General features: G+C 41.1%; 25 protein-coding genes. 10 read left to right on the top strand and 15 right to left on the bottom strand.

Annotated features, from left to right (window positions below):
* The 4 genes from AC33VI_RS20695 to AC33VI_RS20680 all read right to left on the bottom strand — a co-directional run.
* Positions 1-893: Nit6803 family nitrilase (locus AC33VI_RS20695; protein WP_491784154.1), on the bottom strand; the 893-nt coding region annotated here is incomplete at its 3' end.
* Between the two features lie 139 nt (positions 894-1032).
* A complete protein-coding gene (locus AC33VI_RS20690; protein ID WP_491784153.1) occupies positions 1033-1515 on the bottom strand; it encodes an MSMEG_0572/Sll0783 family nitrogen starvation response protein in 483 nt (160 codons plus the stop codon).
* A gap of 50 nt (positions 1516-1565) precedes the next feature.
* Entirely contained in the window at positions 1566-2849 is a 1284-nt protein-coding gene (locus tag AC33VI_RS20685; protein ID WP_491784152.1) for an MSMEG_0569 family flavin-dependent oxidoreductase, read from the bottom strand.
* 281 nt (positions 2850-3130) lie between these two features.
* The gene (locus AC33VI_RS20680) at positions 3131-3349 is read right to left on the bottom strand and encodes a hypothetical protein (RefSeq protein WP_491784151.1); all 219 of its coding nucleotides are present in this window, start codon (positions 3347-3349) and stop codon (positions 3131-3133) included.
* Between the two features lie 167 nt (positions 3350-3516).
* Here AC33VI_RS20680 and AC33VI_RS20675 point away from each other — a divergent pair, with 167 nt between their 5' ends.
* The 5 genes from AC33VI_RS20675 (at position 3517) to AC33VI_RS20655 (ending at position 4890) form a co-directional block, all read left to right on the top strand.
* Positions 3517-3651, top strand: coding sequence for a type II toxin-antitoxin system prevent-host-death family antitoxin (locus tag AC33VI_RS20675; protein ID WP_491784150.1), 135 nt, complete (start codon positions 3517-3519; stop codon positions 3649-3651).
* A gap of 25 nt (positions 3652-3676) precedes the next feature.
* Positions 3677-3814: a hypothetical protein gene (locus AC33VI_RS20670; protein ID WP_491784149.1), complete on the top strand. Its 138-nt coding sequence runs from the start codon at positions 3677-3679 to the stop codon at positions 3812-3814.
* On the top strand, positions 3804-4091 hold the full coding sequence (locus AC33VI_RS20665) for a Txe/YoeB family addiction module toxin (RefSeq protein ID WP_491784148.1): 288 nt from the start codon (positions 3804-3806) through the stop codon (positions 4089-4091). Before AC33VI_RS20670 ends, AC33VI_RS20665 begins: the two co-directional genes overlap by 11 nt.
* Before the next feature lie 221 nt (positions 4092-4312).
* Positions 4313-4567 (top strand): AbrB/MazE/SpoVT family DNA-binding domain-containing protein, encoded by a 255-nt coding sequence (locus AC33VI_RS20660; RefSeq protein ID WP_491784147.1) that lies wholly within the window; start codon positions 4313-4315, stop codon positions 4565-4567.
* Positions 4555-4890 carry a type II toxin-antitoxin system PemK/MazF family toxin gene (locus tag AC33VI_RS20655; RefSeq protein WP_491784146.1) on the top strand — a complete coding sequence of 112 codons (336 nt, stop codon included), beginning with the start codon at positions 4555-4557 and terminating at the stop codon, positions 4888-4890. The genes AC33VI_RS20660 and AC33VI_RS20655 overlap by 13 nt, the downstream gene beginning before the upstream one ends.
* On the opposite strand, the gene AC33VI_RS20650 is transcribed toward AC33VI_RS20655, so the two are convergent.
* The gene (locus tag AC33VI_RS20650; protein WP_491784156.1) at positions 4874-6004 is read right to left on the bottom strand and encodes a LuxR C-terminal-related transcriptional regulator; all 1131 of its coding nucleotides are present in this window, start codon (positions 6002-6004) and stop codon (positions 4874-4876) included. The two genes, AC33VI_RS20655 and AC33VI_RS20650, sit on opposite strands and share 17 nt — an antisense overlap.
* 175 nt (positions 6005-6179) lie before the next feature.
* Between AC33VI_RS20650 and AC33VI_RS20645 the strand changes: the two genes are divergently transcribed.
* Together AC33VI_RS20645 and AC33VI_RS20640 are read left to right on the top strand one after the other, a co-directional pair.
* Positions 6180-7400 carry an MSMEG_0565 family glycosyltransferase gene (locus tag AC33VI_RS20645; protein ID WP_491784145.1) on the top strand — a complete coding sequence of 407 codons (1221 nt, stop codon included), beginning with the start codon at positions 6180-6182 and terminating at the stop codon, positions 7398-7400.
* 14 nt (positions 7401-7414) lie between these two features.
* A complete protein-coding gene (locus tag AC33VI_RS20640; RefSeq protein ID WP_491784144.1) occupies positions 7415-7708 on the top strand; it encodes an MSMEG_0570 family nitrogen starvation response protein in 294 nt (97 codons plus the stop codon).
* 195 nt (positions 7709-7903) lie between these two features.
* Here the strand turns inward: AC33VI_RS20640 and AC33VI_RS20635 are convergent, their stop codons facing one another.
* Positions 7904-8866, bottom strand: a complete 963-nt coding sequence (locus AC33VI_RS20635) for an aldo/keto reductase (protein WP_491784143.1) — start codon at positions 8864-8866, stop codon at positions 7904-7906.
* Positions 8867-9092: 226 nt separating this feature from the next.
* Between AC33VI_RS20635 and AC33VI_RS20630 the strand changes: the two genes are divergently transcribed.
* Positions 9093-11054 carry an alpha-amylase family glycosyl hydrolase gene (locus AC33VI_RS20630; protein ID WP_491784142.1) on the top strand — a complete coding sequence of 654 codons (1962 nt, stop codon included), beginning with the start codon at positions 9093-9095 and terminating at the stop codon, positions 11052-11054.
* A gap of 208 nt (positions 11055-11262) precedes the next feature.
* Here the strand turns inward: AC33VI_RS20630 and AC33VI_RS20625 are convergent, their stop codons facing one another.
* A complete protein-coding gene (locus tag AC33VI_RS20625) occupies positions 11263-11574 on the bottom strand; it encodes a hypothetical protein (protein ID WP_491784141.1) in 312 nt (103 codons plus the stop codon).
* A gap of 387 nt (positions 11575-11961) precedes the next feature.
* Here AC33VI_RS20625 and AC33VI_RS20620 point away from each other — a divergent pair, with 387 nt between their 5' ends.
* Entirely contained in the window at positions 11962-12900 is a 939-nt protein-coding gene (locus AC33VI_RS20620; protein ID WP_491784140.1) for a Na/Pi cotransporter family protein, read from the top strand.
* A 37-nt stretch (positions 12901-12937) separates the two neighbouring features.
* Positions 12938-13528 (top strand): hypothetical protein, encoded by a 591-nt coding sequence (locus tag AC33VI_RS20615; protein WP_491784139.1) that lies wholly within the window; start codon positions 12938-12940, stop codon positions 13526-13528.
* 285 nt (positions 13529-13813) lie between these two features.
* Here the strand turns inward: AC33VI_RS20615 and AC33VI_RS20610 are convergent, their stop codons facing one another.
* The 8 genes from AC33VI_RS20610 to AC33VI_RS20575 form a co-directional block, all read right to left on the bottom strand.
* Positions 13814-15283 (bottom strand): TrkH family potassium uptake protein, encoded by a 1470-nt coding sequence (locus tag AC33VI_RS20610; protein WP_491784138.1) that lies wholly within the window; start codon positions 15281-15283, stop codon positions 13814-13816.
* Positions 15284-15346: 63 nt separating this feature from the next.
* Positions 15347-15952, bottom strand: a complete 606-nt coding sequence (locus AC33VI_RS20605) for a potassium channel family protein (RefSeq protein WP_491784137.1) — start codon at positions 15950-15952, stop codon at positions 15347-15349.
* Positions 15949-16380, bottom strand: a complete 432-nt coding sequence (locus tag AC33VI_RS20600) for a potassium channel family protein (RefSeq protein ID WP_491784136.1) — start codon at positions 16378-16380, stop codon at positions 15949-15951. Before AC33VI_RS20600 ends, AC33VI_RS20605 begins: the two co-directional genes overlap by 4 nt.
* 66 nt (positions 16381-16446) lie before the next feature.
* On the bottom strand, positions 16447-17661 hold the full coding sequence (locus AC33VI_RS20595) for an HhoA/HhoB/HtrA family serine endopeptidase (protein WP_491784135.1): 1215 nt from the start codon (positions 17659-17661) through the stop codon (positions 16447-16449).
* Positions 17662-17682: 21 nt separating this feature from the next.
* On the bottom strand, positions 17683-18351 hold the full coding sequence (locus tag AC33VI_RS20590) for a DUF1614 domain-containing protein (RefSeq protein ID WP_491784134.1): 669 nt from the start codon (positions 18349-18351) through the stop codon (positions 17683-17685).
* 62 nt (positions 18352-18413) lie between these two features.
* Positions 18414-18830 carry a hypothetical protein gene (locus AC33VI_RS20585; protein WP_491784133.1) on the bottom strand — a complete coding sequence of 139 codons (417 nt, stop codon included), beginning with the start codon at positions 18828-18830 and terminating at the stop codon, positions 18414-18416.
* A 54-nt stretch (positions 18831-18884) separates the two neighbouring features.
* Positions 18885-18965: a CBS domain-containing protein gene (locus AC33VI_RS20580; protein WP_491784155.1), complete on the bottom strand. Its 81-nt coding sequence runs from the start codon at positions 18963-18965 to the stop codon at positions 18885-18887.
* An 8-nt stretch (positions 18966-18973) separates the two neighbouring features.
* Positions 18974-20713, bottom strand: a 1740-nt coding sequence (locus tag AC33VI_RS20575; RefSeq protein ID WP_491784132.1) for an AAA family ATPase, incomplete at its 5' end; no start/stop codon positions are given.

Below are 20713 nucleotides of genomic sequence, written 5' to 3'. Positions count from 1 at the left end.
CGATTGACTTTCAGTTGCAGCAGATCGGGGCGGGAATAATGTCCGACAGAATCCATCATTCGTTTGCGTTTGGTAATGAGAGAAAAATCAAGCTCGGCGATCGCCATTCCTTCTCCTTCTGTAATAGGTTCGCATAAGGGTACGCCTTCAGGAGAAATAATGGTAGTGTAGCAACCGCCAGTCAAAACTCTTTGTAAGCCTTCATCGGGACAAATTTGCCCTACCTGTTCGGGACTCAGCCAGCCAGTGGAATTAACCACAAAGCAACCAGCCTCTAAAGCATGATGTCTGATCGTTACTTCCGTCTGATCGGCAAAGATTTGACCCACCATCGAACCAGGAAATTGAGCGCAATGTATTTGTTCCTGCTGTGCCATCAGGCTATATCTAGCCAGGGGGTTATAGTGTTCCCAACAGGCTAACGCGCCCAGTTTTCCTACCGCAGTATCTAATACCTGTAGTCCCGATCCGTCTCCCTGCCCCCATACCATTCGTTCGTGATAAGTTGGCGTAATCTTGCGACGCTTGAGCAATAAACTACCGTCAGCATCAAAAATTAACTGGGTATTGTATAAAGAACCCCCATCCCGTTCGTTCACTCCTAACACCACTACCATCTCATGGGCTTTGGCTGCTTTACTTACCGCTTCAGTCACGGGACTAGGAACTTCTACCGCTTCCTCATATAGCTTCATGTGTTCTTTCCCCATCAACACGGGAGGTTGAATAAAGGAAAAATAAGGATAGTAGGGAATAAAGGTTTCAGGGAAAACAATTAACTGCACTCCCTCTTTGGCTGCATCCGCGATCGCTTTTAATACCTTATCTGTTGTCCCTTCTCGGCTATACAGTACGGGAGATATCTGCACCGCAGCAGCTTTTATATTTATCATTTATCCTCCTCCGAGGACGTAGTCATCAAATATTGATAGTATGCTTAAATTTCCTACTTCTTACTTTTTACTTTTTACTTTTTACTTCTTACTTACGAACAGTTAACTTCCAAACATTAACGAATAAGCTAACTGCGAATTACATCGTCCAGGTGTCAAGAATAAATGCGCCATCCTTGCGATGTAGCAAAACAATATCCAAAACATCCAATGGATTAATGGGAGTAATACCAGGGATTAGAGAAGGTTCTCCGTGTCCATATAATGCTTGCAAAGCAAAGCGACAGGCGTATACTTTTCCCCCTTCTTCCATAATTTTGATTAGTTGGTTATTCATTGCCTGATGTCCAGGAAACGATTCATCGCCAATCTTGGGAAAACCTCGCTGTATCCCTAACGTTACCCCAGGACCATAAAGCAAGATAGAAGTCTCAAAACCTTTACGAATTAAACGGGTAGCTTGTAATAAATTAACTAAACCGATCGAACCTTCAAAAGCTACGGTATGAAAAGTAACTAAGGCTTTTTCTCCTGGTTCGGCTTGAACATCGGGAAATACTTTCTCTTCGTAATCGACAAAGAAATCGCCAGCTTTGTGGGCGGGGGTAGTAACTTCAGGCATAATTTTATGTTTGTTAGTTGTTAGTTGTTAGTTGTTAGCTGTTGGTTGATTTAAGAGCCGATCGCAGCTTCGTTAACGGCTAATAACGTCCCTGGATAGGCGTATTTTGTTCTTTTAGCAATGTAGTCAGACAAGTATTCTGCATCTCTAGCGATTCCCGAAAATCTTCCCGAACCCCAGGTGTATAGCCAAGGAAGACCAAGGAAGTATAAACCTTTAACGCTAGTGACACCACGCTCGTGGCTGGGATAACCTTTGCCATCAAATACGGGTACATCAACCCAGCTAAAGTTGGTTTTATAGCCGATACACCAAATTACAGAAGCAATATGATTTTTTTGATAGTCAAGTTCTAAAACTTCGGTGGCTGGCTGCCATACTGGTTGATATTTTGGCTCTGTAGGTGCATTAATATTATGGCGATCGATATATTCATCGATAGTGCGTTTAATACTTTCTGCCACATCATCAGCGCGATCGAGATTGTGTTTTAAATTGGGTTTAAACTCTAAATTGTCGCCAATGATATCTTTTAACGAGCCATATAGTTGCATTCCGCCCGTGGCAAAGGTGCGTAAATCGATTTCACGACCGCCACCACGTCCAGTAACATAGTGATTGGTCTTGTTGCGGACATTCTCGCGATCGGGATGATTATCAACTGTTAGATCGTAATATCCCAGCCGATCTAGCCAGTCTACAACATCCTTGCCCCGATATTGACGAGGCGATCGCGGTGCGCCACCAACGCAGAGATGAACTTTTCTCCCTGCCAGATGTAAATCTTCGGCGATCTGACAGCCAGATTGTCCGCTACCGACTACTAGCACTTCTCCTTCTGGTAAAGATTCGGGATTTTTGTAGTCAGAAGAATGCAGTTGCAATATTTCACTAGCAAACTTTTCGGCAATTCTGGGTATTTTTGCTTGATGGTAGTTTCCCGTCGCAACTACAACTTGATCTGCTGTATAGTTACCAATGGAACTAGTTATGGCAAACAACCCTTGGGAATTGCTTTTGGTAACTGAAAATACTTCTACTCCTTCTTTAATAGGAGGATCGAAAGATTTGGCATAGTCCTTAATATATCGCACAATCTCATCTCGCTGCATAAAACCTTCTGGATCGTCGCCTGGGTAATGATAGCCAGGCAGAGTACATTGCCAGTTGGGCGTTACCAAACAAAAGGTATCCCAGCGTTTTCGTTGCCAAGAATAGCCAATGTGATTTTTTTCAAAGATAATATGGTCGATGCCTTTTTGCTTTAAACAATAGCTAATCGAAAGACCAGCCTGTCCACCTCCCACAACTATTACGGAGTAATGCTTTTTCATCTTTTTGACTCTAAGACTGCAACAGTCGATCGCTTCTCAACTGAGTTACTAACACAGTAAATGTAGAGTTCTGGCTAAGCCTGTGTATTTTGTTACGAAATAGCCGATACTAGCTATTGGTGCAGGAGTTTAAGATAGTTGAATGCGATCGGGCTTTACTACCTGTCACTTTTAACAGGTAACATGGAAATAAATTCATATTTTGTGGATTTAAAATCTTGTTAAATTATGGAAGAAAAAGATAAATACAATGCAAATGACATAATTGTTTGTCCTCATCCTCACAGACACCAATTAGTAGTTTTATCTCGTAAATCTGAAAAGACATCCTCTTCAAATTCTTGATTATTAAACTCTTGCGAATTTCTAAAATCTTCTAAGCTAGTCCAAAAACTATTTACTGTTTGAATATCAACTAATATTTCTTGCCCATCAGGTATATCAATTTCTTCTAATAATTCAATCGTCTTGCCTTTTTTGATTCCTTTTATTGATGACATATTCATAATTAGATTATTTTTTTATTACATCGTGAATTTGCGTCTTTGCTTATAAATAATAACTTAAGCATATTTTAGAAAATCACAGGGATTATAAAGCGATCGCATATTCGTTGTATTACTGAAATTATCTGCTATCTTAAGTACAGATATATGTACTTGGTGATATGCTAGCCAAACAGACAAACTATACCAATCTACGCCAGAATTTAGCCTCAATACTAAATGAGGCGATCGCGGATCGAAACGTCACCATCGTTACTCGACATGGTAAAGAAGATGTAGCTATCCTAGCTGAGTAGCGAACTTGCCAATATATTAGAAACATTGCATCTATTAAGATCTCCTGCCAATGCTCAAAAACTTATGGCAGCTATGGAAAGAGCAGATGCGATCGAGAAAGATTCAGAGATAAAATCAGAAAGTTTAGCCGAACTTTGTCAAGAGTTGGGACTTGAGCGATAGAATTATTATTTTTGATTCTCAGTTTAGAGAAGATTTACGTTGGTGGGCAAAAAAAGATCGGAAGATATGCGATCCGAAGGCTAGGCGCAAGCCTAATCTCGTTTTGGATTTAGTTGAGGCAACAATTGCAGATCCCATGAAGGGAATTGGTAAACCTGAGAAGTTAAAATATTTGCCTGGATCTCGTTGGTCGAGAAAAATTACTCAAGAACATAGGCTTGTATATCAAATCAGTAATGATAAGTTGATTTTTTTACAGTGTCGTTATCATTACTAGCTGTTGTGTTTAGCGATCCTACTAATGTAAAAAGAAGATATTCAGGCGATCGCATTACAATTTATGTAACTATAAATCATCAATTTCTTGTAGATGCTTATCTCTCGTTTTTAATCTGCTTTTTATTCTTCCGTAGTATCTGGATAAAATGCGATCCCATATTCTCCTTTCTAGTTCATTGATTTATAATTTAGTCATAACAATGTTATAACTTGTGACTAATGGAAACTAAAATCACCAAGATAGGTAATTCTCAAGGAATCATTATTCCCAAAGCAATTATTGAACAGTGTGGGTTAACGGATAAAGTTAGCCTGGAAGTAAAAGATAATCGTTTGATAGTTTCGCAAATTGTTGCTAATCCTCGACAAGGTTGGGAAGAGGCGATTATTGCAGCAGGAGTGGATCAAGATGAAGAGCTATTGATGGGAGATTATTTAGAACATAGTTGGGATGAGGAGGAATGGACTTGGTAAGCTATCCTCAACGGGATGAAGTTTGGTTAGTGAGTCTTGAGCCGACTATTGGTTCGGAAATTAGAAAGACTAGACCTTGTGTTGTGATTTCTCCTAATGAAATTAATCGGCTTTTGAGAACAGTAATTGTTGCTCCTCTTACTAGCACAATCAAAAATTATCCTACCAGAGTCACTATTATTTTTCAGTCAAGAAACAGCAGTATCGCTTTGGATCAAATATGCTCTGTTGATAAATCAAGATTGCTCCGTAAATTAGGCAATTTATCCCTAGAAAAGAGCCAGATAGTGAGCAATATATTAATTACTATGTTTGCTCTATAATAGAAGTTAATAATCCTTGAGAATATGCTTGGTGAACTGCTTGAATGCGAGTTTTAGCATTGAGTTTAGTTACCGCATTATTAATGTGAAATTTGACGGTACGATCGCTGATAAACAACTTCTTGGCAATTTCGCGATCGCGCATTCCTGCTGCTAGTAATTCGATTACTTCTTGTTCTCGATCGGAAAGCTCAATCTGCTTTTTTTGCTTTAGCTGATAGGGAAGAGATAATTTAATTTGAATCAGATCGTTGTCTAAAACTTCAGTCTGCAATTCGCCATCTAGATTGTTAATAGCAAAACCGATATCTTTGAAAGTAGCCCATCCTCGATCTGAGTTGAGGATTAAGATTGCCGAGAGGTACAGGCGATCGCTTGTGTAAGTTAGACGACAATAGCTACAGTGGTTGGCTTTTAAAATCTCTGCCGTTTTTAATAAAATATAGCTACCAGAAACATTTAAGGGTTGTTCTGTTCCCACCAAAATCAAGCGAACGTTAGTCAGGGTATTAGATATCTGTTCTGCCAGGGTGACATTATTTGTCAATTGTAAAGGATTAGTCTGCGATCGCATTTTCAATTCCTGTTGATATAATTTGGCATTATCTAAAGCGATCGCCACCGAACTACAGAGTATCCTTAACGCCTCCAGAAATTCTGCTGTCATTGGTTGATGACTAAAAACTGCTAGCACCCCAATTGCCTTGCCAGCAATAGCTAGGGGCAAACCTGCAAAACCACATATTTTATTCTCAATTGCCCAGGTTCGATCCTTTACCCAAGACTCATTAGCTAACTGGTTACTCAAAAATGGAATACAGTGTTGGGCAATTTTTCCTACCTTATAAGCACCCATTGGCACAGAGGCAAAACTTCCATCTAGACGGGTATACAATCCTGATGAAGCGACTAGATTCAATGCAGTACGTTCGGAATTTACTAGCCAAATACGGGCAAAAGCACAGTTAAACTGGTTTATCAAACCTTCTGTAATCCTGGTGGCGATCGCTTTTGGTTCGAGACAACCAGACAAACTTTGATTCAGGCGATCGATGTTTTGTAATTCTAGTAACAATCGGCTGGGATTGATTAGGTCATGATGAACATTGCACACAGTCAATAAAACCAATAAGCTGATACATCTATTACGATGCAAGTTAGTTTTTCATCCTGTATTTAAAGTTACAAAGACAGTATTTGCTATGCAGTTTAAAAATCTATTGGATGCTAATCTTGCAAATCTCTGCTTTCTAGAATAAAAAATTTCAGCACCCAAAATACAACGCTAAATGTTAAAAATTGCCTTATTCACCTATTCCACAAAGCCTAGAGGTGGAGTAATACACACCCTCGAATTAGCCGAGGCATTACAAAACGAGGGGCATTATGTTTGTATTTATGCTTTAGATAAAGATAATATAGGTTTCCATCGTCCTTTAAACTGTCCGAGCAAATTAGTTCCTACCAAACCCGCAGCAGATAGAGAGTTATTATTACAGAGAAAACAAAACTATTCTAATGGTGTAATAGAAGATCGAGATTTAGACCCAGTAGATGAGCTAATTAAACAACGAATACAAGAGTTTATTAGTTATTTGGATCGAGAAACAGAAACATATGATATTTATCATTCTCAAGACTGTATCAGCAGTAATGCACTAAAAATATTGCGAGACAGTCAAAAAATTCCTCTGTTGATCCGCACCGTTCATCATATTGACGAATTTAATAGTTCTTATTTACAAGAATGTCACGATCGCTCTATTCTCGAACCAGATTTATGTCTATGCGTCTCCAACTATTGGCAACAACAATTACAACAGCAGTATCATGTTGCTGCACCAGTAATTATTAACGGTGTGAATACGGAGAGATTTTCTAGAAAGCTTAATGGAAAAGAAGCCAAGTTAAAACAGCAGCTAGGAATCAATGGCAATCCTGTTTATCTTACTATTGGTGGCATCGAACCCCGCAAAAATTCTGTGAAGCTATTAGAAGCTTTTGTCGAAGTATTAAAAACTTATCCCGAAGCACAGCTTATTATTGCTGGTGGCGAAACCTTATTCGATTACGAACCCTATCGCCTAAAATTTTTCAGTCTTGCCCAACAGCACAATATAGATATCGGTAAATCCCTAATTCTACCTGGAGTAATGACAGATGAAGATATACCCGTTTTATATCGCTGTGCTGATGCTTTTGTCTTTCCCTCCGTCAAAGAAGGTTGGGGACTGGTATTATTAGAAGCGATCGCATCTGGATTGCCAACAATTACTTCCAATATTCCTCCTTTTACTGAATTTCTCAATCGCGATTTATCCTTACTGGTAAATCCTGATTCTAAAGACAACATTGCTAACGCTATGCTGAATATATTAGATAAAGATCTCGCTCAAAAACTAATCGATAAGAGCGCAACTATTCCCGAACAATACTCCTGGCAAAAATCCGCTCAAATGCACCTAAAACACTACAGGATGTTTCAGGAAACGTCCCTAGCTGATTCCTAACTTAATTAAAACCCATGCCTGAAATCAACTTTAAAATACAATGGCCAGATGGCACAGAGCAAGACTGCTATTCTCCTTCCTTAGTCGTCAAACAGTACTTTAATCCTGGTGAAATCTACAAACTAGAAGAATTTGTCGAAAAATCTCGTACTGCTCTAAATATAGCAAGCGATCGCGTTAAGAAAGCTTATGGCTTTCCTTGTAGTAGGGCGTTGGGACAACTACAGCAAATCGAATCGAAGGCATTAGAATATCAAAAGCTTACTACCCCAGAGGTTTTATTTATAGATTTTATCGAAAATACCTGACAGATTAGATCATTTAGTCAACATTAAAAGAGTTTTTAGTTCAATCAAGTAGTAGATTTGAACCACTAATTAATTAAGTACGGACGTTTAATGAAACGTCCGTACATTACTCAAATCGAAGATTATAAGAGGGGACTTAGACCCAAAAACTAATAACTAATAACTAATAACTAATAACTAATAACTAACCGAAGGTTAAACTAGTTCATCATTAAGACAATGTCCAGCTAGATCCAGCCTTTCCATTTGTTCGGCTGACAAAGCGATGTCGAGTGCGCCTAGGTTTTCCTTCATTTGTTCGGGATTTCTAGCTGAGAAAACTGGTAATAATGGAGGTTGACGATTCATCATCCAAGCCAGAACGACTTGATTGACAGTCGCCCCTAGTTCTAGGGCAACTTCGCGTAATACTGCTAGTCGAAGATCTGTATCGGAACCGAGATAAGGCGAAGGGATAGGGCGATCGCTACGGACATAAGCACCCCGCAACAAAGGGGTGTAAGGTAACATGGTTTTACCACGAGCATCACAATAACTCATCAAATTCTCATCAATAATTCGTTGTACTCCAAAATCAGCCCCAGAAGTGGGACGTAGATAAGTAAAACGCTGCTCTACGCAAGTAAAGTTCGCCCATCCATTCTGAGCACAGAGGGCATCGGCATCAGCTAAACGCCATGCCAAGTAGTTACTAGCTCCCACAAAACGAACCTTACCATCTTTTACTAGCTTATCGAAGGCGGCTAGAGTTTCATCTAGAGGGGTATTACTATTATCGTGGTGAGCATAGAATAAATCCAGACGATCTGTACCTAACTGTCTGAGACTATTTTCACATTCAGCAATGATGGTAGAAGCTGCCAAGCCTTCAGGAACATTGCCATAGCCAAAGCCTACCTTGGTTGCGAGAAAAATTTCATCTCGGTTATTACGTTCCCGCAACCAGCGTCCAATAGTTACTTGGCTTTCACCTCCTTTACCCTGAAGACACCAGCGATCGTAGCTGTTGGCTGTGTCAATGAAACTGCCTCCAGCTTCAATATACATATCCATTAGTCGAGCAGATTCCTCGTAGTTATTTCTCGTGCCAAAACGAAGAGTACCAAGGCACAAACAACTCACCTCAACTCCTGTTTGGCTAAGCTGAATATTTTTCATAGCAAATTCTCTTTTCTATTTAAGTTTTTTGGTGATTAATTTCTCTGAGGTGTTAATAGTTAATCTTCTAATGTTTTTACCAATAGCAAGCTTAAATCCTCGATCTTGAAATTAGAAAAAAAGCTTGAGGAAGTTGTGAAGGGTTAAGAAACAGTATCAGAACATGGTATTCAAGTTAGGCTTGAGATAGATATGTAATCAATCCAATTGATTCTGGAGGGTTGTCATGTTTAAGTCAGAAATAAATTCACAACCACAAACAACAGCAAAAAATCTAAAATCTAATGATTGGCAGGCAATTCGTTACTATCGAAAACCAGATTACACTAGACCCCTATTACAAATTCCCGAACTTGCTCGTCACAGAATCTTCAACCGATTGTGTTTTCTTTATGGAGAAAACTTGGCAAGTCAATATATGCCTGAATTAGAGAGAATTATGCAAGTTTACTATGCTTATAAACCACCAGAACTAATCCAAGCGGAGCAAAATTTAATTCCAGGCGATCGCTTTACGGAAAAAGACTTAATTTTAATTACTTATGGAGATCTTCTTTATAGTGAGTCGAGGTCGCCTCTGGCAACATTAGCTAACTTTTTAGGGCGAGTTCCTGGATTTCAAAAGGCGATCGATACTTTGCATATCTTGCCCTTTTTTCCTTATTCTTCCGATCATGGATTTTCGATTACCGATTTTCGCACTGTAGATCCCAAATTAGGTGATTGGCAGGATATTGAAGAAATTGGCGATTCTTATCAGCTGATGTTTGATGCAGTATGTAATCACATCTCAGCTCAAAGCATGGCATTTCAAGAAATGCTCAATGGAAATCCTGATTATAAAGATATTGCCACTGTCTATCGTTCTCCTGAAGAATTAACTCTCCAACAACGCCAAATTGTCGTTCGTCCTCGTACCTCCGACCTGCTCACCAAATTTCAAGCTATTGATGGCTCAATATGGGTTTGGACAACATTTTCTGCCGATCAGATTGACCTTAATTATCGCAATCCCAAAGTGCTGCTGTGGGTCATTGAAACCTTGTTACTCTACATTCGTCGAGGAGCCGATCTCATTCGTCTAGATGCGGTAACTTATTTGTGGGAAATTCCTGGAACACCCTGTGCTAATTTGGAGCAGACTCACGAGACGATTAAACTTTTTCGGGATATTTTTAATGTTGTCGCTCCAGGAATTGCTCTGATTACCGAAACCAACATCCCTCACGAACAAAATATTGCTTATTTTGGTGATGGTCACGATGAGGCGCAAATGGTCTATAATTTTGCCCTACCACCTCTGGTTCTCCATACTTTTTATCAGGAAGATGCGACTGCTTTGTCGTTATGGGCTAAAAAGCTACAGTTCCCTTCAGCAACTACAACTTATCTCAATATATTAGATACTCACGATGGTATTGGTTTAATGGGGGTGAAAAACATTCTTTCCCCTGAAGATATTCAATCTTTAATTAGCCAAGCTAGAGAACATGGTGCTTTTATTTCTTATCGTACGGGGGAAAATTGTCAAGATGAACCTTACGAAATCAACACAACCTGGTTTAGTGCCTTGAACTTGGATAGTAGTAACGAGGATCTGACTTTTCAGATTAAGCGTTTTATTGCCACCCGAAGTATTGCTCTAGTGCTTAGAGGTGTACCAGGAATTTACCTACACGGTTTGATTGGCACTACTAATGATGTAGATGCTGTTTTGAGAACCAAATCTAAACGAGATATCAATCGCCAAATTATAGATGAAGCCAATCTGTATGAGGCACTAAAAATGCCCACCTCCAAATTATCTCAGCTTACGTTTAATCTTGGCAGAATTCTAGAGATTAGAGTTCGACAGCGTGCTTTTCATCCCAATGGAGAACAACAAATTTTACTCCTTTCACCAGAATGCTTTGTCGTTTTACGTATTGCTCCGAACTGCGAAGAACATATTTTGACCCTGACCAATGTTACTAATAAAGTTTGTCAAATTGAAGTTCCTCTTACTAAACTCAAACTAGAGAATTCTAATTCTATTACCTGTGCTACTCCAGACGATAATTATTGGTACGATCTAGTGGGCAAAAGAGGATGGAGAGTTCAAGAACAAAAATTAACCATCGGCTTGCAGCCTTACGACATTGCGTGGCTTATTCCTTTTGTGGAATTAGAGAGAAATATTGAAAATTAAGGAAATTTCTTGGTCAAGAATAATATTGATTGACTATAAAAGCCGTAAAAACTAGCTAAATTTTATGGTTTTTATGTGTAGTCGTCTCTATATTTTATATCGTTTTACTTTTTGATTAAGACAGATAACTCGAAGCTAAAGGCTAAAGGCTAAAGGCTAAAGGCTAAAACCGATAAATGATGTGTCCTGTTTAAAAACTGAAATGATATTAGCTCTTTTCAGCAAGATTACTATGATTCAGCTTTTCAAAGCTAGACCAAAAACTGGAAAAAGAGTCATTTAGATCAATTTTAAGTAACGATGCAGCCTGCCTAAAACCAGCTAGCACCAATTCTCTCTCTAGGAAAGACAGTATCCATCTTAGAGAATCATCATCATAAAATCCAATTTTCTTAGCCTCTACATAAGAGCCATAAAGTCGAAAAATTGTACTTATTGATTGACTCTTAGTAATTTTTCGGAGTTCATGGAAGCTAAAAGCTCCTCTTTCAAATTTCGCTATGTATTCATCTAGGTTCATCAGAATCCTCCCCAAAACTCTAGCTGAATTTTTGGCGGCACTCCTCTCACCCATCTTAATTATATCGATTTAGCTTGTGAGGCAACAATTAAGTTATTGTTCAACCTTAATCTCAGGCTGGATTCCCCTAATTTCTCTTAAAATTACGTCGATCAACATTATCTTCACAGCTTTCTCAAATTTATTAATTAATCTTTGACTGTCGAAGATATTGTTGTTGATACTGGCATCACAACAAATACATCGCTGGAATATTTACCAAACTTTCAGCTTGCTTCTCTGAGATCGTGCACTTGATTAGATCGAACGGCACGTCGTCAAATACCAGTCAAAATTCATTATTTAGATTTTACAAGAGAACTTAGAAAACTACGATCTGCGATCATCATGGAGGTACTGGGAGGTTTAGGGCTTTTTCTGTTAGGGATGCTTGTTATGACCGATGGACTAAAAACCCTAGCAGGTAGCGTAGTGCGTCGTGCATTAATGCAATTTACCCGCACACCAATATCGGGGGTATTGACAGGGGCAATCGCTACCGCAGTTTTACAGTCTTCCAGTGCAACTACTGTAGCAACGGTGGGGTTTGTTAACGCGGGACTAATTCCGTTTTCGGCAGCTTTGGGCATTATTCTGGGAGCTAATATTGGGACGACCATGACGGGTTGGTTGGTCGCCATTTTAGGATTTAAGCTCAAATTAGGTACTGTCATGTTGCCGCTGATTTTTATTGGTACTAGCCTCAAACTCTTTTCTCGAGGTCGAGTGGGGACAGTGGGCATGGCGATCGCTGGATTTAGTCTGATTTTTGTCGGCATTACCACCATGCAGACAGCGATGGATGGAGTGGAACAGTTCATTACCCCAGCGCAACTACCCCCAGATACTTGGTTTGGTCGCTTACAATTATTGGCACTCGGCATTCTGAGTACCATCATCACCCAATCTTCTAGTGCAGGAGTAGCTACTACCTTAGCTGCGCTCTATGCAGGGGCAGTGAACTTTAACCAAGCAGCAGCATTAGTTATTGGCATGGATGTGGGCACAACGGTAACCGCTGTCATTGCCAGCGTCGGAGGCTCTCTCAATGCTCGTCGTACAGGCTTATCCCATGTATTTTACAATTTCTGGACGGCGTTTCTGGCTTTACAACTGATAGCTCCTTACACCTGGTTATGGAATCAGTTTTGGTCAGGGGCTTTGATTGACAATGCCGAGATTGCTCTCGTGGCATTTCATACCAGCTTTAATTTCGTGGGGATTGCTTTGCTGTTGCCTGTTATCAAACAGTTTGCCTGGGTGATTATGAAAAATTGTTCCTGGTGAAGAGATAACCTATACCGATCGACTGAGCGAAGCACTATTGGAACAACCAGAGTTGGCGTTAAATGCTGCCCAGAAAGTCATAGAAGCAGAATTATTGGCTTTATTTCACCATATTGCTGCGATTTTAGGCGATACTAGTGGTAAAAGAGTAGATTTAGTCCAATTGCAAACAGCATTGGATGATACCCATGCTTATCTTGACCGTATTCATCTCTCTCAAACCGCTACCTCCAGCTGGGAACGTCTAATTAACCTCATCCATGCCCTAGACCACCTCCAACGCCTACACGAACGGTGCGAAGAAGATGAAGATCGGGCTCAAACTGCACAAGCAACCCCCGAACTAATAGAAGAGTCCCAGTTGCTTTTGGTGACCCTACAAAACCTGGTAAGATTAGTCCAGGAACAACGTTGGCAAACGGCTACCGAGCAAGCAAAACAAACTTCTGCCGTGATTCATCATAAGGTTAAACCCTATCGAGTCCAAACGGTTAACCAGACTGCCAATGGTCAAATTGATGTGCTAACGGGTACTGCCAGACTTGAAGCAATTCGTTGGTTACGTCGGGTCAGCAAACACATTACTCGCAGCACCTTTCACCTGTATCAGGCAATATTAGCTCAATGATAGGGCGATCGCGCCCAACCAATGTATAGTCATTCCAAATAAAAACCATACAATACCTTGAAAAAGTAGAGAGTAGTGAGTAGAGAGTAGCGCGAAGTTGCGTTGCGGGGGTTCCCCCCGTTGAGCAAACTTCGTAAGAAGGGAGTGGTATTCCAGCTTGTTATCAATATGTAAATACCATCAGGAAACTAATTAAAATGACTATATCTTTGAGGTTTTCAACATTTTCCAGTACCGTAGAACTAGCACTATAGTTATTTCAAATAGAAACCATATCCTCTAAAACTATGGCATATTCCTATAAATATCCCGATATATCCGAATTAATCCCACAAAAACAGGGAAAAATTCCAGTCTGCCCAAAAACATTCCTGTAATTTCTGCCCATAGCAAGGTGATAGGTGCATCAGGAGCAGTTACGCCAACTGATAATCCTACCGTACTCAAAGCACTGGCATATTCAAACAAACTTTCGGGCAAAGAATAACCATAAGCCGTAATAATGCTACTACCAGCCAGATAAATTCCCAAATATAAAAAGACAAACATACTTATCTGACGCAATTGGCGATCGCTCAAAAACTGTCTCGTCTCTCCATGCCAAATATCGGGTTCGGTTATGGCATCTTTAGGCAATAATTGTCGTCGCACTTCCCAGATGACACCGCGATACAAGGCATAGATGCGAAATTGTTTAATTCCCCCTGCGGTGGCTCCCGTACCACCACCAATCAACATCAAGACGATTAACAACAGCCAGCCCATCCTATGACCGTTGGTGTAGCTTACCGTAGAAAAGCCAGAGGTAGAGAGAGCGGTAATGGTTTCAAAAATGGCTACTCTTATTGATTTACCTAAAGTGGGATAGATATTGCTAGTGACCCCAAAAAACAAAATAATGACAGATAAAGGTATTACCAAAGCCTGTAATCTGACTTCACTATTGCGAATAACGGCGGAAAACCTACCTGTTAGCAATAAATAGCTAGTTAAGAAATTCAAAGTTCCTAACAGCATCAAAACCACTGTCACAGCTTCAATTGCGGGACTATCCCAATAACCCAGAGAGGCAGCGCGAGTGGAAAAGCCTCCTGTAGATAAAGCAGCAAAAGCATGATTGACCGCATCAAACCAATTCATTCCCGCCAGTCTTAAAGCAACAATACCCACCGCTACATAACCAGTATAGATATTTAAGACTAACTTAGCCGACCGTCGAACATTGGGGACTAACTGTTCGCTGCGTCCTTCAGCAGTGGCAAGACCAATCCCCGCAGGAGCAATAATCGCGCTGAGAGCCAAGATGGCAAATCCTGCGCCACCTATCAATTGAGTTGTACTGCGGTATAGCAAAATTAAATGAGATGCTTGAGCGACATCGACGATCGATAAGCCAGTTGTCGTCCAACCACTGGTAGATTCAAATACAGCTTGAGTAAAGTTTAAATTACTAATAGTTAAAAAAGGAATTGTGCCAAAAGCGATCGCGACGATCCAAGACAGCACCACAATAATCGCTCCATCCTGTACGCTCAAACTAGTTGATGAATCTTTTAGTCTGCACCAGAAGCACCAACCGACTACAACTAACAAAAGACCTGGAACTAAAAACCCCCAAGCTAATTTTATTTCCTCTGGATATGCCATTAAAGCAACTAAAGGAAAGAGAATTGTCGTACCAGCGATCGCCGAAATTAAACCTACATAACCAAAAATAGCTCGATATTTTTGCCTCAGCCAATTACGGTGTTGCACTATCTACTCCACTTTTCCTGTTAATACTGCCAAAAATTGTTCATAATGTTCTGGCTGACTATTTTAAATTAAGCGATCTCCGACTTGTAAATTATCACCGCCACGGGGGACAAATGCTCTATCTTGCCTAATGATACAGCCGATCAAAGCACCTGCTGGTAAATCTAGATTTTGTAGGGTTTTCTCAACGGCAGGACTATCTTCATCGAGCATAACTTCTGTAACGCCAATCTGACCCCCATTAACTGCAAAAAAATTCGCAATATCCTCAAAATCAGCTTGTTTTTCTATTAGGTTTGCTAGAATTTGAGTTGCCGAAAAAGCGACAGTAATACCCATTTGCTCGAAAAATTGTTGATGGACAGGGTCATTTACTAAAGCTATAGTTCGGGGTACGCTATATTGATGCTGAGCGATTTGGCAAGCTACTAAATTATCTTCATCGCGAGTAGTCAAAGCCAAAACCAGATCGGCTTGTTCTGCTTCTGCTTCTCTCAGAATAGTTGGATGAGTGCCATCTCCTAAAATAACTGTGGCTTTAATTTGATGGGCAAACTCTTGGGCTTCTGCGGGATTGGAGTTGATAATCGTTACCTGATGCTTTTCGGCGACGAACTTTTTGCTCAAAAAGTAAGCTAACTTATCATCGCCAATTAAAATAATTCTCATGAGACATTCGCCTCTAACTGCTGTTGGAGAGTTGCTGAGAAAGCTGCTGCGGAAATTTTAGTGGTAGTAATAGTCGTTAAACCCAACTGTTGATAGACTTCTTCTCGTGCGGGATCGAGAATGCGAGTCAAAATAATGGGTACATGGAAGACAGTCTTGGCTAACTGAGACACCATAAGATTGAGATTATCGTTACCCGTTACGGCGATCGCAACTTGAGCTCGATCTAACTTGGCTGCTTGTAATATGCTCATTTCGGCTGCATCCCCAATAATGGTAAAACCACTAAACCCCTCGCTCAGGCGATTGTTGGCTGACTTATCTTTATCAATAACCGCCACCCGATTGCCCTTTTGACTCAAATCACTAGCTAAAATCGAGCCGAGACGACCGCAACCAATAACAACAATATAAAGAGATTTTTTCATAGCCAGTTTTCTGGAAATAAACTTGAGTGACTAATCTTTAAACTGAACTAGAATTATCTAGATTTCCTATTTAGTGGCTGTTTGTAACTCTTCAGGGTTTACAGATACCTGCTGAGTTTGTTCTCCCCTTCTTAGAGTAATGCTTAAAGGCTTGCCGATCTCACTTTGCTCCACTGCTTTTTGTAATTGGTCGGCAGTTTCAATTTTACTTCCTGCCACTGCCGTAATCACGTCACCCCGACGTATACCACCCTTCGCTGCTGGACTTTCGGGGACTAGCTGCACTACCAGTACGCCCTTAATTTCAGGAACTATCATCACAGAATTGGGGTCTTCATTAAACTGTTGAGCAACTTCAGGAGTTAGGGTTAACATTTGAATGCCAATGTAGGGATGGGGAATGGTTTCACCGCGAGCCAACTGGTCTTTAATTGCTTTAGCTTTATCGATGGGAATAGCAAAGCCAATTCCTTCTGCCTCTGGTCTAATAGCGGTATTAATACCAATTACTACTCCGCGATCGTTTAACAGCGGTCCGCCAGAATTTCCAGGATTGATTGCGGTGTCAGTTTGAATAAAGTCAAGGCGTTTATCGGGAATACCCACTTGGGCACTAGAACGATTGAGAGTGCTAATAATGCCCAAGGTCACGGTATTATCTAGCCCCAAGGGATTGCCAACTGCGATCGCCCAATCTCCTACTCGTACTTGGCTGGAATTTCCCAGAGAGGCAACGGGTAGGTTATCTCCTTTAATTTTGACTACTGCTAAATCAGAAGGTTCGTCCACTCCCCGAACTTCTCCTTTAAAGGTGCGTCCATCTCGCAGCTTGACTGTTACTTTGTCTGCACCAGTCACTACATGGGCATTAGTGAGAATAATTCCCTGATTATCGATAATAAAACCAGATCCTTGACCCTGCTGACGGTACTCTTTAGGCAGTTGGGGGAACGCATCTCTACCAAAAAAATCCCGAAAAAAAGGGTCATCAAAAAAGGTACTTGGAAAATTGCTAGCAACAGTACGCTCGGTATCAATCCGCACTACTGCATCGCCAACGCGACTGACCGCAGCAGCCACAAAATTAAGGGGTTGGTTGTTGGGTAAAGGGGGTTGAGTAGGAAGAAGCTCAACTGCCGTAGATTTTTCAGCTACCAAAGTAGGTATTAATAATTGAGGAAATATTCGCAGGAAACCTAAAGTTAAGAGGACACTAGCAACTACAACTAAGGCATAAATTCCAGCTTGACGTAAAGGTCTGATAGTAGGTTGTTCGGTCACGATTTTATCCTCCCAATTGTATTAAGTAAGTAATAAAGCAAGTAACCCGCACATCGCGATGCCATCAAACACTCCCGCCCCACCAATACTGAGAACCCCTGAACTCATGCGCTCGACTTCTTTAAGGTGCAGTAAATCTGCTCCAATCAATGTGCCTAATATCCCCCCTGTAAAAGCAACTGAAGAAGCCAGAGGTTCGGCAATGAGAATAGCACTAATGACAGCGGTTAAGGGAGGAGTTAATGCATTCATCTGGATGCCAATACCAGGGACAATTTGGGCAGAAAAGTAGCTGACAGTTGTAACAATTACGGTCACCCAAAAGATGGCAAGAGGATCGGAGCGAGTGAGTTCGTAAATAGCCAGCAGAACGGGAATTAAACCACCTCCGACATTGAGGGCAACTATCGTTTTTTGTCTTACTTTATGTAGGGGGATTCCCAAAAACTGTTCCAACCACATATCTCGAAAATCTGGAATTATAGTTGTAGTAGACTTAACTTGATAGAGGGGAATATTAATCGTGCTACCTATTAGTACGGCAGCAAAGAGTATCAAGGCAACAGTGGGCGAGAACCCCAACTTAGCCACTGCTGTCTCGACTACATCCAGAGTCAATGTTACCCAGATAAAGGGAAAGAGGAGCAGCAGTAATAAAAAGAGAAATAGAGATACGGGAAGATAAATCATGATTAAAACTCGCTCCTTATCGAACTTACTGACTCGATCGTTTAGGTGTCTTCTCTAGAAAATTATTTTGTTCCCGAAGAATCTTTGTCCATTAAGATATCCCAAGCTTTCTGAGCTGCTTCATGGAGGCGATCGCCCAAGTCGGCAATTTCATCAACAATTTTCTGCCAATTTTCCCGAGCATCTTTTTGAATCATCTCTACCGAATGTTCGATCCGTTTGGGGTCAAGCAGTTCTTTCTTTTCAATTGCCTCCCTAGCACTGCGGACTGCGTTTAAGTAAGCATCCCGTGTCAGAGTTTGAGCATTATCAATTTCCGACTGCGCTCTTTTTTTAATTGCTTCGACCAAGGCTTTGGTTTCTTGTTTGATTTGCTGGCTTTCTCCTGCCATTTCCTTTTCGACTAAAGCATTAGTTTCGGGGCTAATGGTCACGATATTTGTTTCTTGAGTTTCAGAGGTATTGTTAATATCTGTCATGGTTAGTTCTCCTAATTAATTATTTATGATTTCAACAGATGAGAAAAATCAGACTTATAAAGCCTGTAGTAAATCGTGGCGAGGAACAATTCCCACCAACCTGCCTGCTCGATCTACTACAGGTAGGCGATTGATTCGCTTTACTAACTACTAACTACTAATTCTGGAGTCAGACGCTTGAAAACCAGACGCTCATTTTCCACATCAATAAAGATAGTGTCGCCACTTTTTAGTTCGCCCCGCAAAATCTGTTTGGCAATAGGAGTTTCTAATTCTTTTTGAATTGCTCGCTTAAGGGGACGTGCACCGTAAACAGGGTCATAACCCATATCTGCCAGCCAATTGAGCGCAGCATCGGAGAATTTGAGGGACATTTTTTTGTCTTCCAATCGTCCTTCAAGAAACTGTACCTGTAATTTAACGATTTCTCGTAGTTGAGATTTAGTCAGGCTGTGGAAAATGATATTTTCGTCGATCCGATTCAGGAATTCAGGACGGAAACTGGCGCGCATGGCTTCGGTAACGCGATCGCGCATTTCTTCGTATTTGCTGTCATCTCCAGCCAGATCGAGGATATATTGGGAGCCAATGTTGCTAGTCATGATGATTACCGCATTTTTAAAGTCCACCGTATGTCCTTGAGCATCGGTCAGGCGACCATCATCCAATATTTGCAGCATCACGTTAAATACGTCGGGATGGGCTTTTTCAATCTCGTCAAAGAGAATTACCGCATAGGGGCGACGGCGAATTGCTTCGGTAAGCTGTCCCCCTTCATCGAAACCGACGTATCCTGGAGGCGCACCAATCAGACGGGCAACGGTATGTTTTTCCATGTATTCGGACATATCGATCCGCACCATGGCATCTTCGGTGTCAAACAGATAGGCTGCTAAAGCTTTAGCTAGTTCTGTTTTTCCTACCCCCGTAGGACCAAGGAAAATAAAGCTGGCTAGAGGACGATTGGGATCTGCCAGTCCCGCGCGAGAACGTTGGATAGCATCGGCAACGGCAGTTACGGCTTCTGACTGTCCGATAACGCGCCGATGGAGTTCATCTTCGAGATGCAGCAATTTTTCCATTTCTGACTGCACCAGTTTACTCACAGGTATCCCCGTCCACTTGGAGATAATTTCGGCGATATCGGCTTCGAGAACTTCTTCCCGCAGCAGAGATTTGCCAGTGGTTTGGTTCTCTGCCAATTTGGTTTCTGCTTCTTGTAACTGTTGCTGTAGATCTGTAAGTTTCCCGTATTTTAGTTCCGCTGCCAGATTGAGGTCGTAATTGCGTTCTGCCTGTTGAATTTCGATGTTAACGTTGTCGATTTCTTGTTTGATAGCACGAAGGCGATCGATGAATTCTTTTTCCGACTGCCATTGAGCATTAAATGCAGTTTGACTTTCTTTCAGATTTGCCAGTTCGCGCTCGATTTTCTCCAAGCGTTCCAGGGAAACACTATCGGTTTCCTTGTTCAAGGATAGTTTTTCCATTTCCAGTTGCAAAATCTTGCGATCGATCTCGTCGAGTTCTAATGGTTTGGAAGTAATTTCCATTTTCAATTTAGCTGCTGCCTCGTCTACTAAATCGATCGCCTTATCGGGCAAAAAGCGATCGCTGATATAGCGAGTGGAGAGAACTGCTGCTGCCACCAAAGCGGTATCGGATATTTTTACCCCGTGATGGAGTTCGTAGCGTTCTTTGAGTCCCCGCAGAATGGAGATGGTATCTTCAATGCTAGGCTGATCCACATATACCTGTTGGAAACGCCGTTCTAATGCCGCATCTTTTTCGATATACTTGCGATATTCATCGAGGGTTGTGGCACCAATACAGCGGAGTTCGCCCCTTGCCAACATGGGTTTGAGCAAATTGCTAGCATCCAT

It is taken from the genome of Waterburya sp. (genome assembly GCF_058530065.1).
The sequence above is the reverse complement of the archived record's forward strand: the minus strand, read 5'-3'. Positions and strand labels throughout refer to the sequence as shown.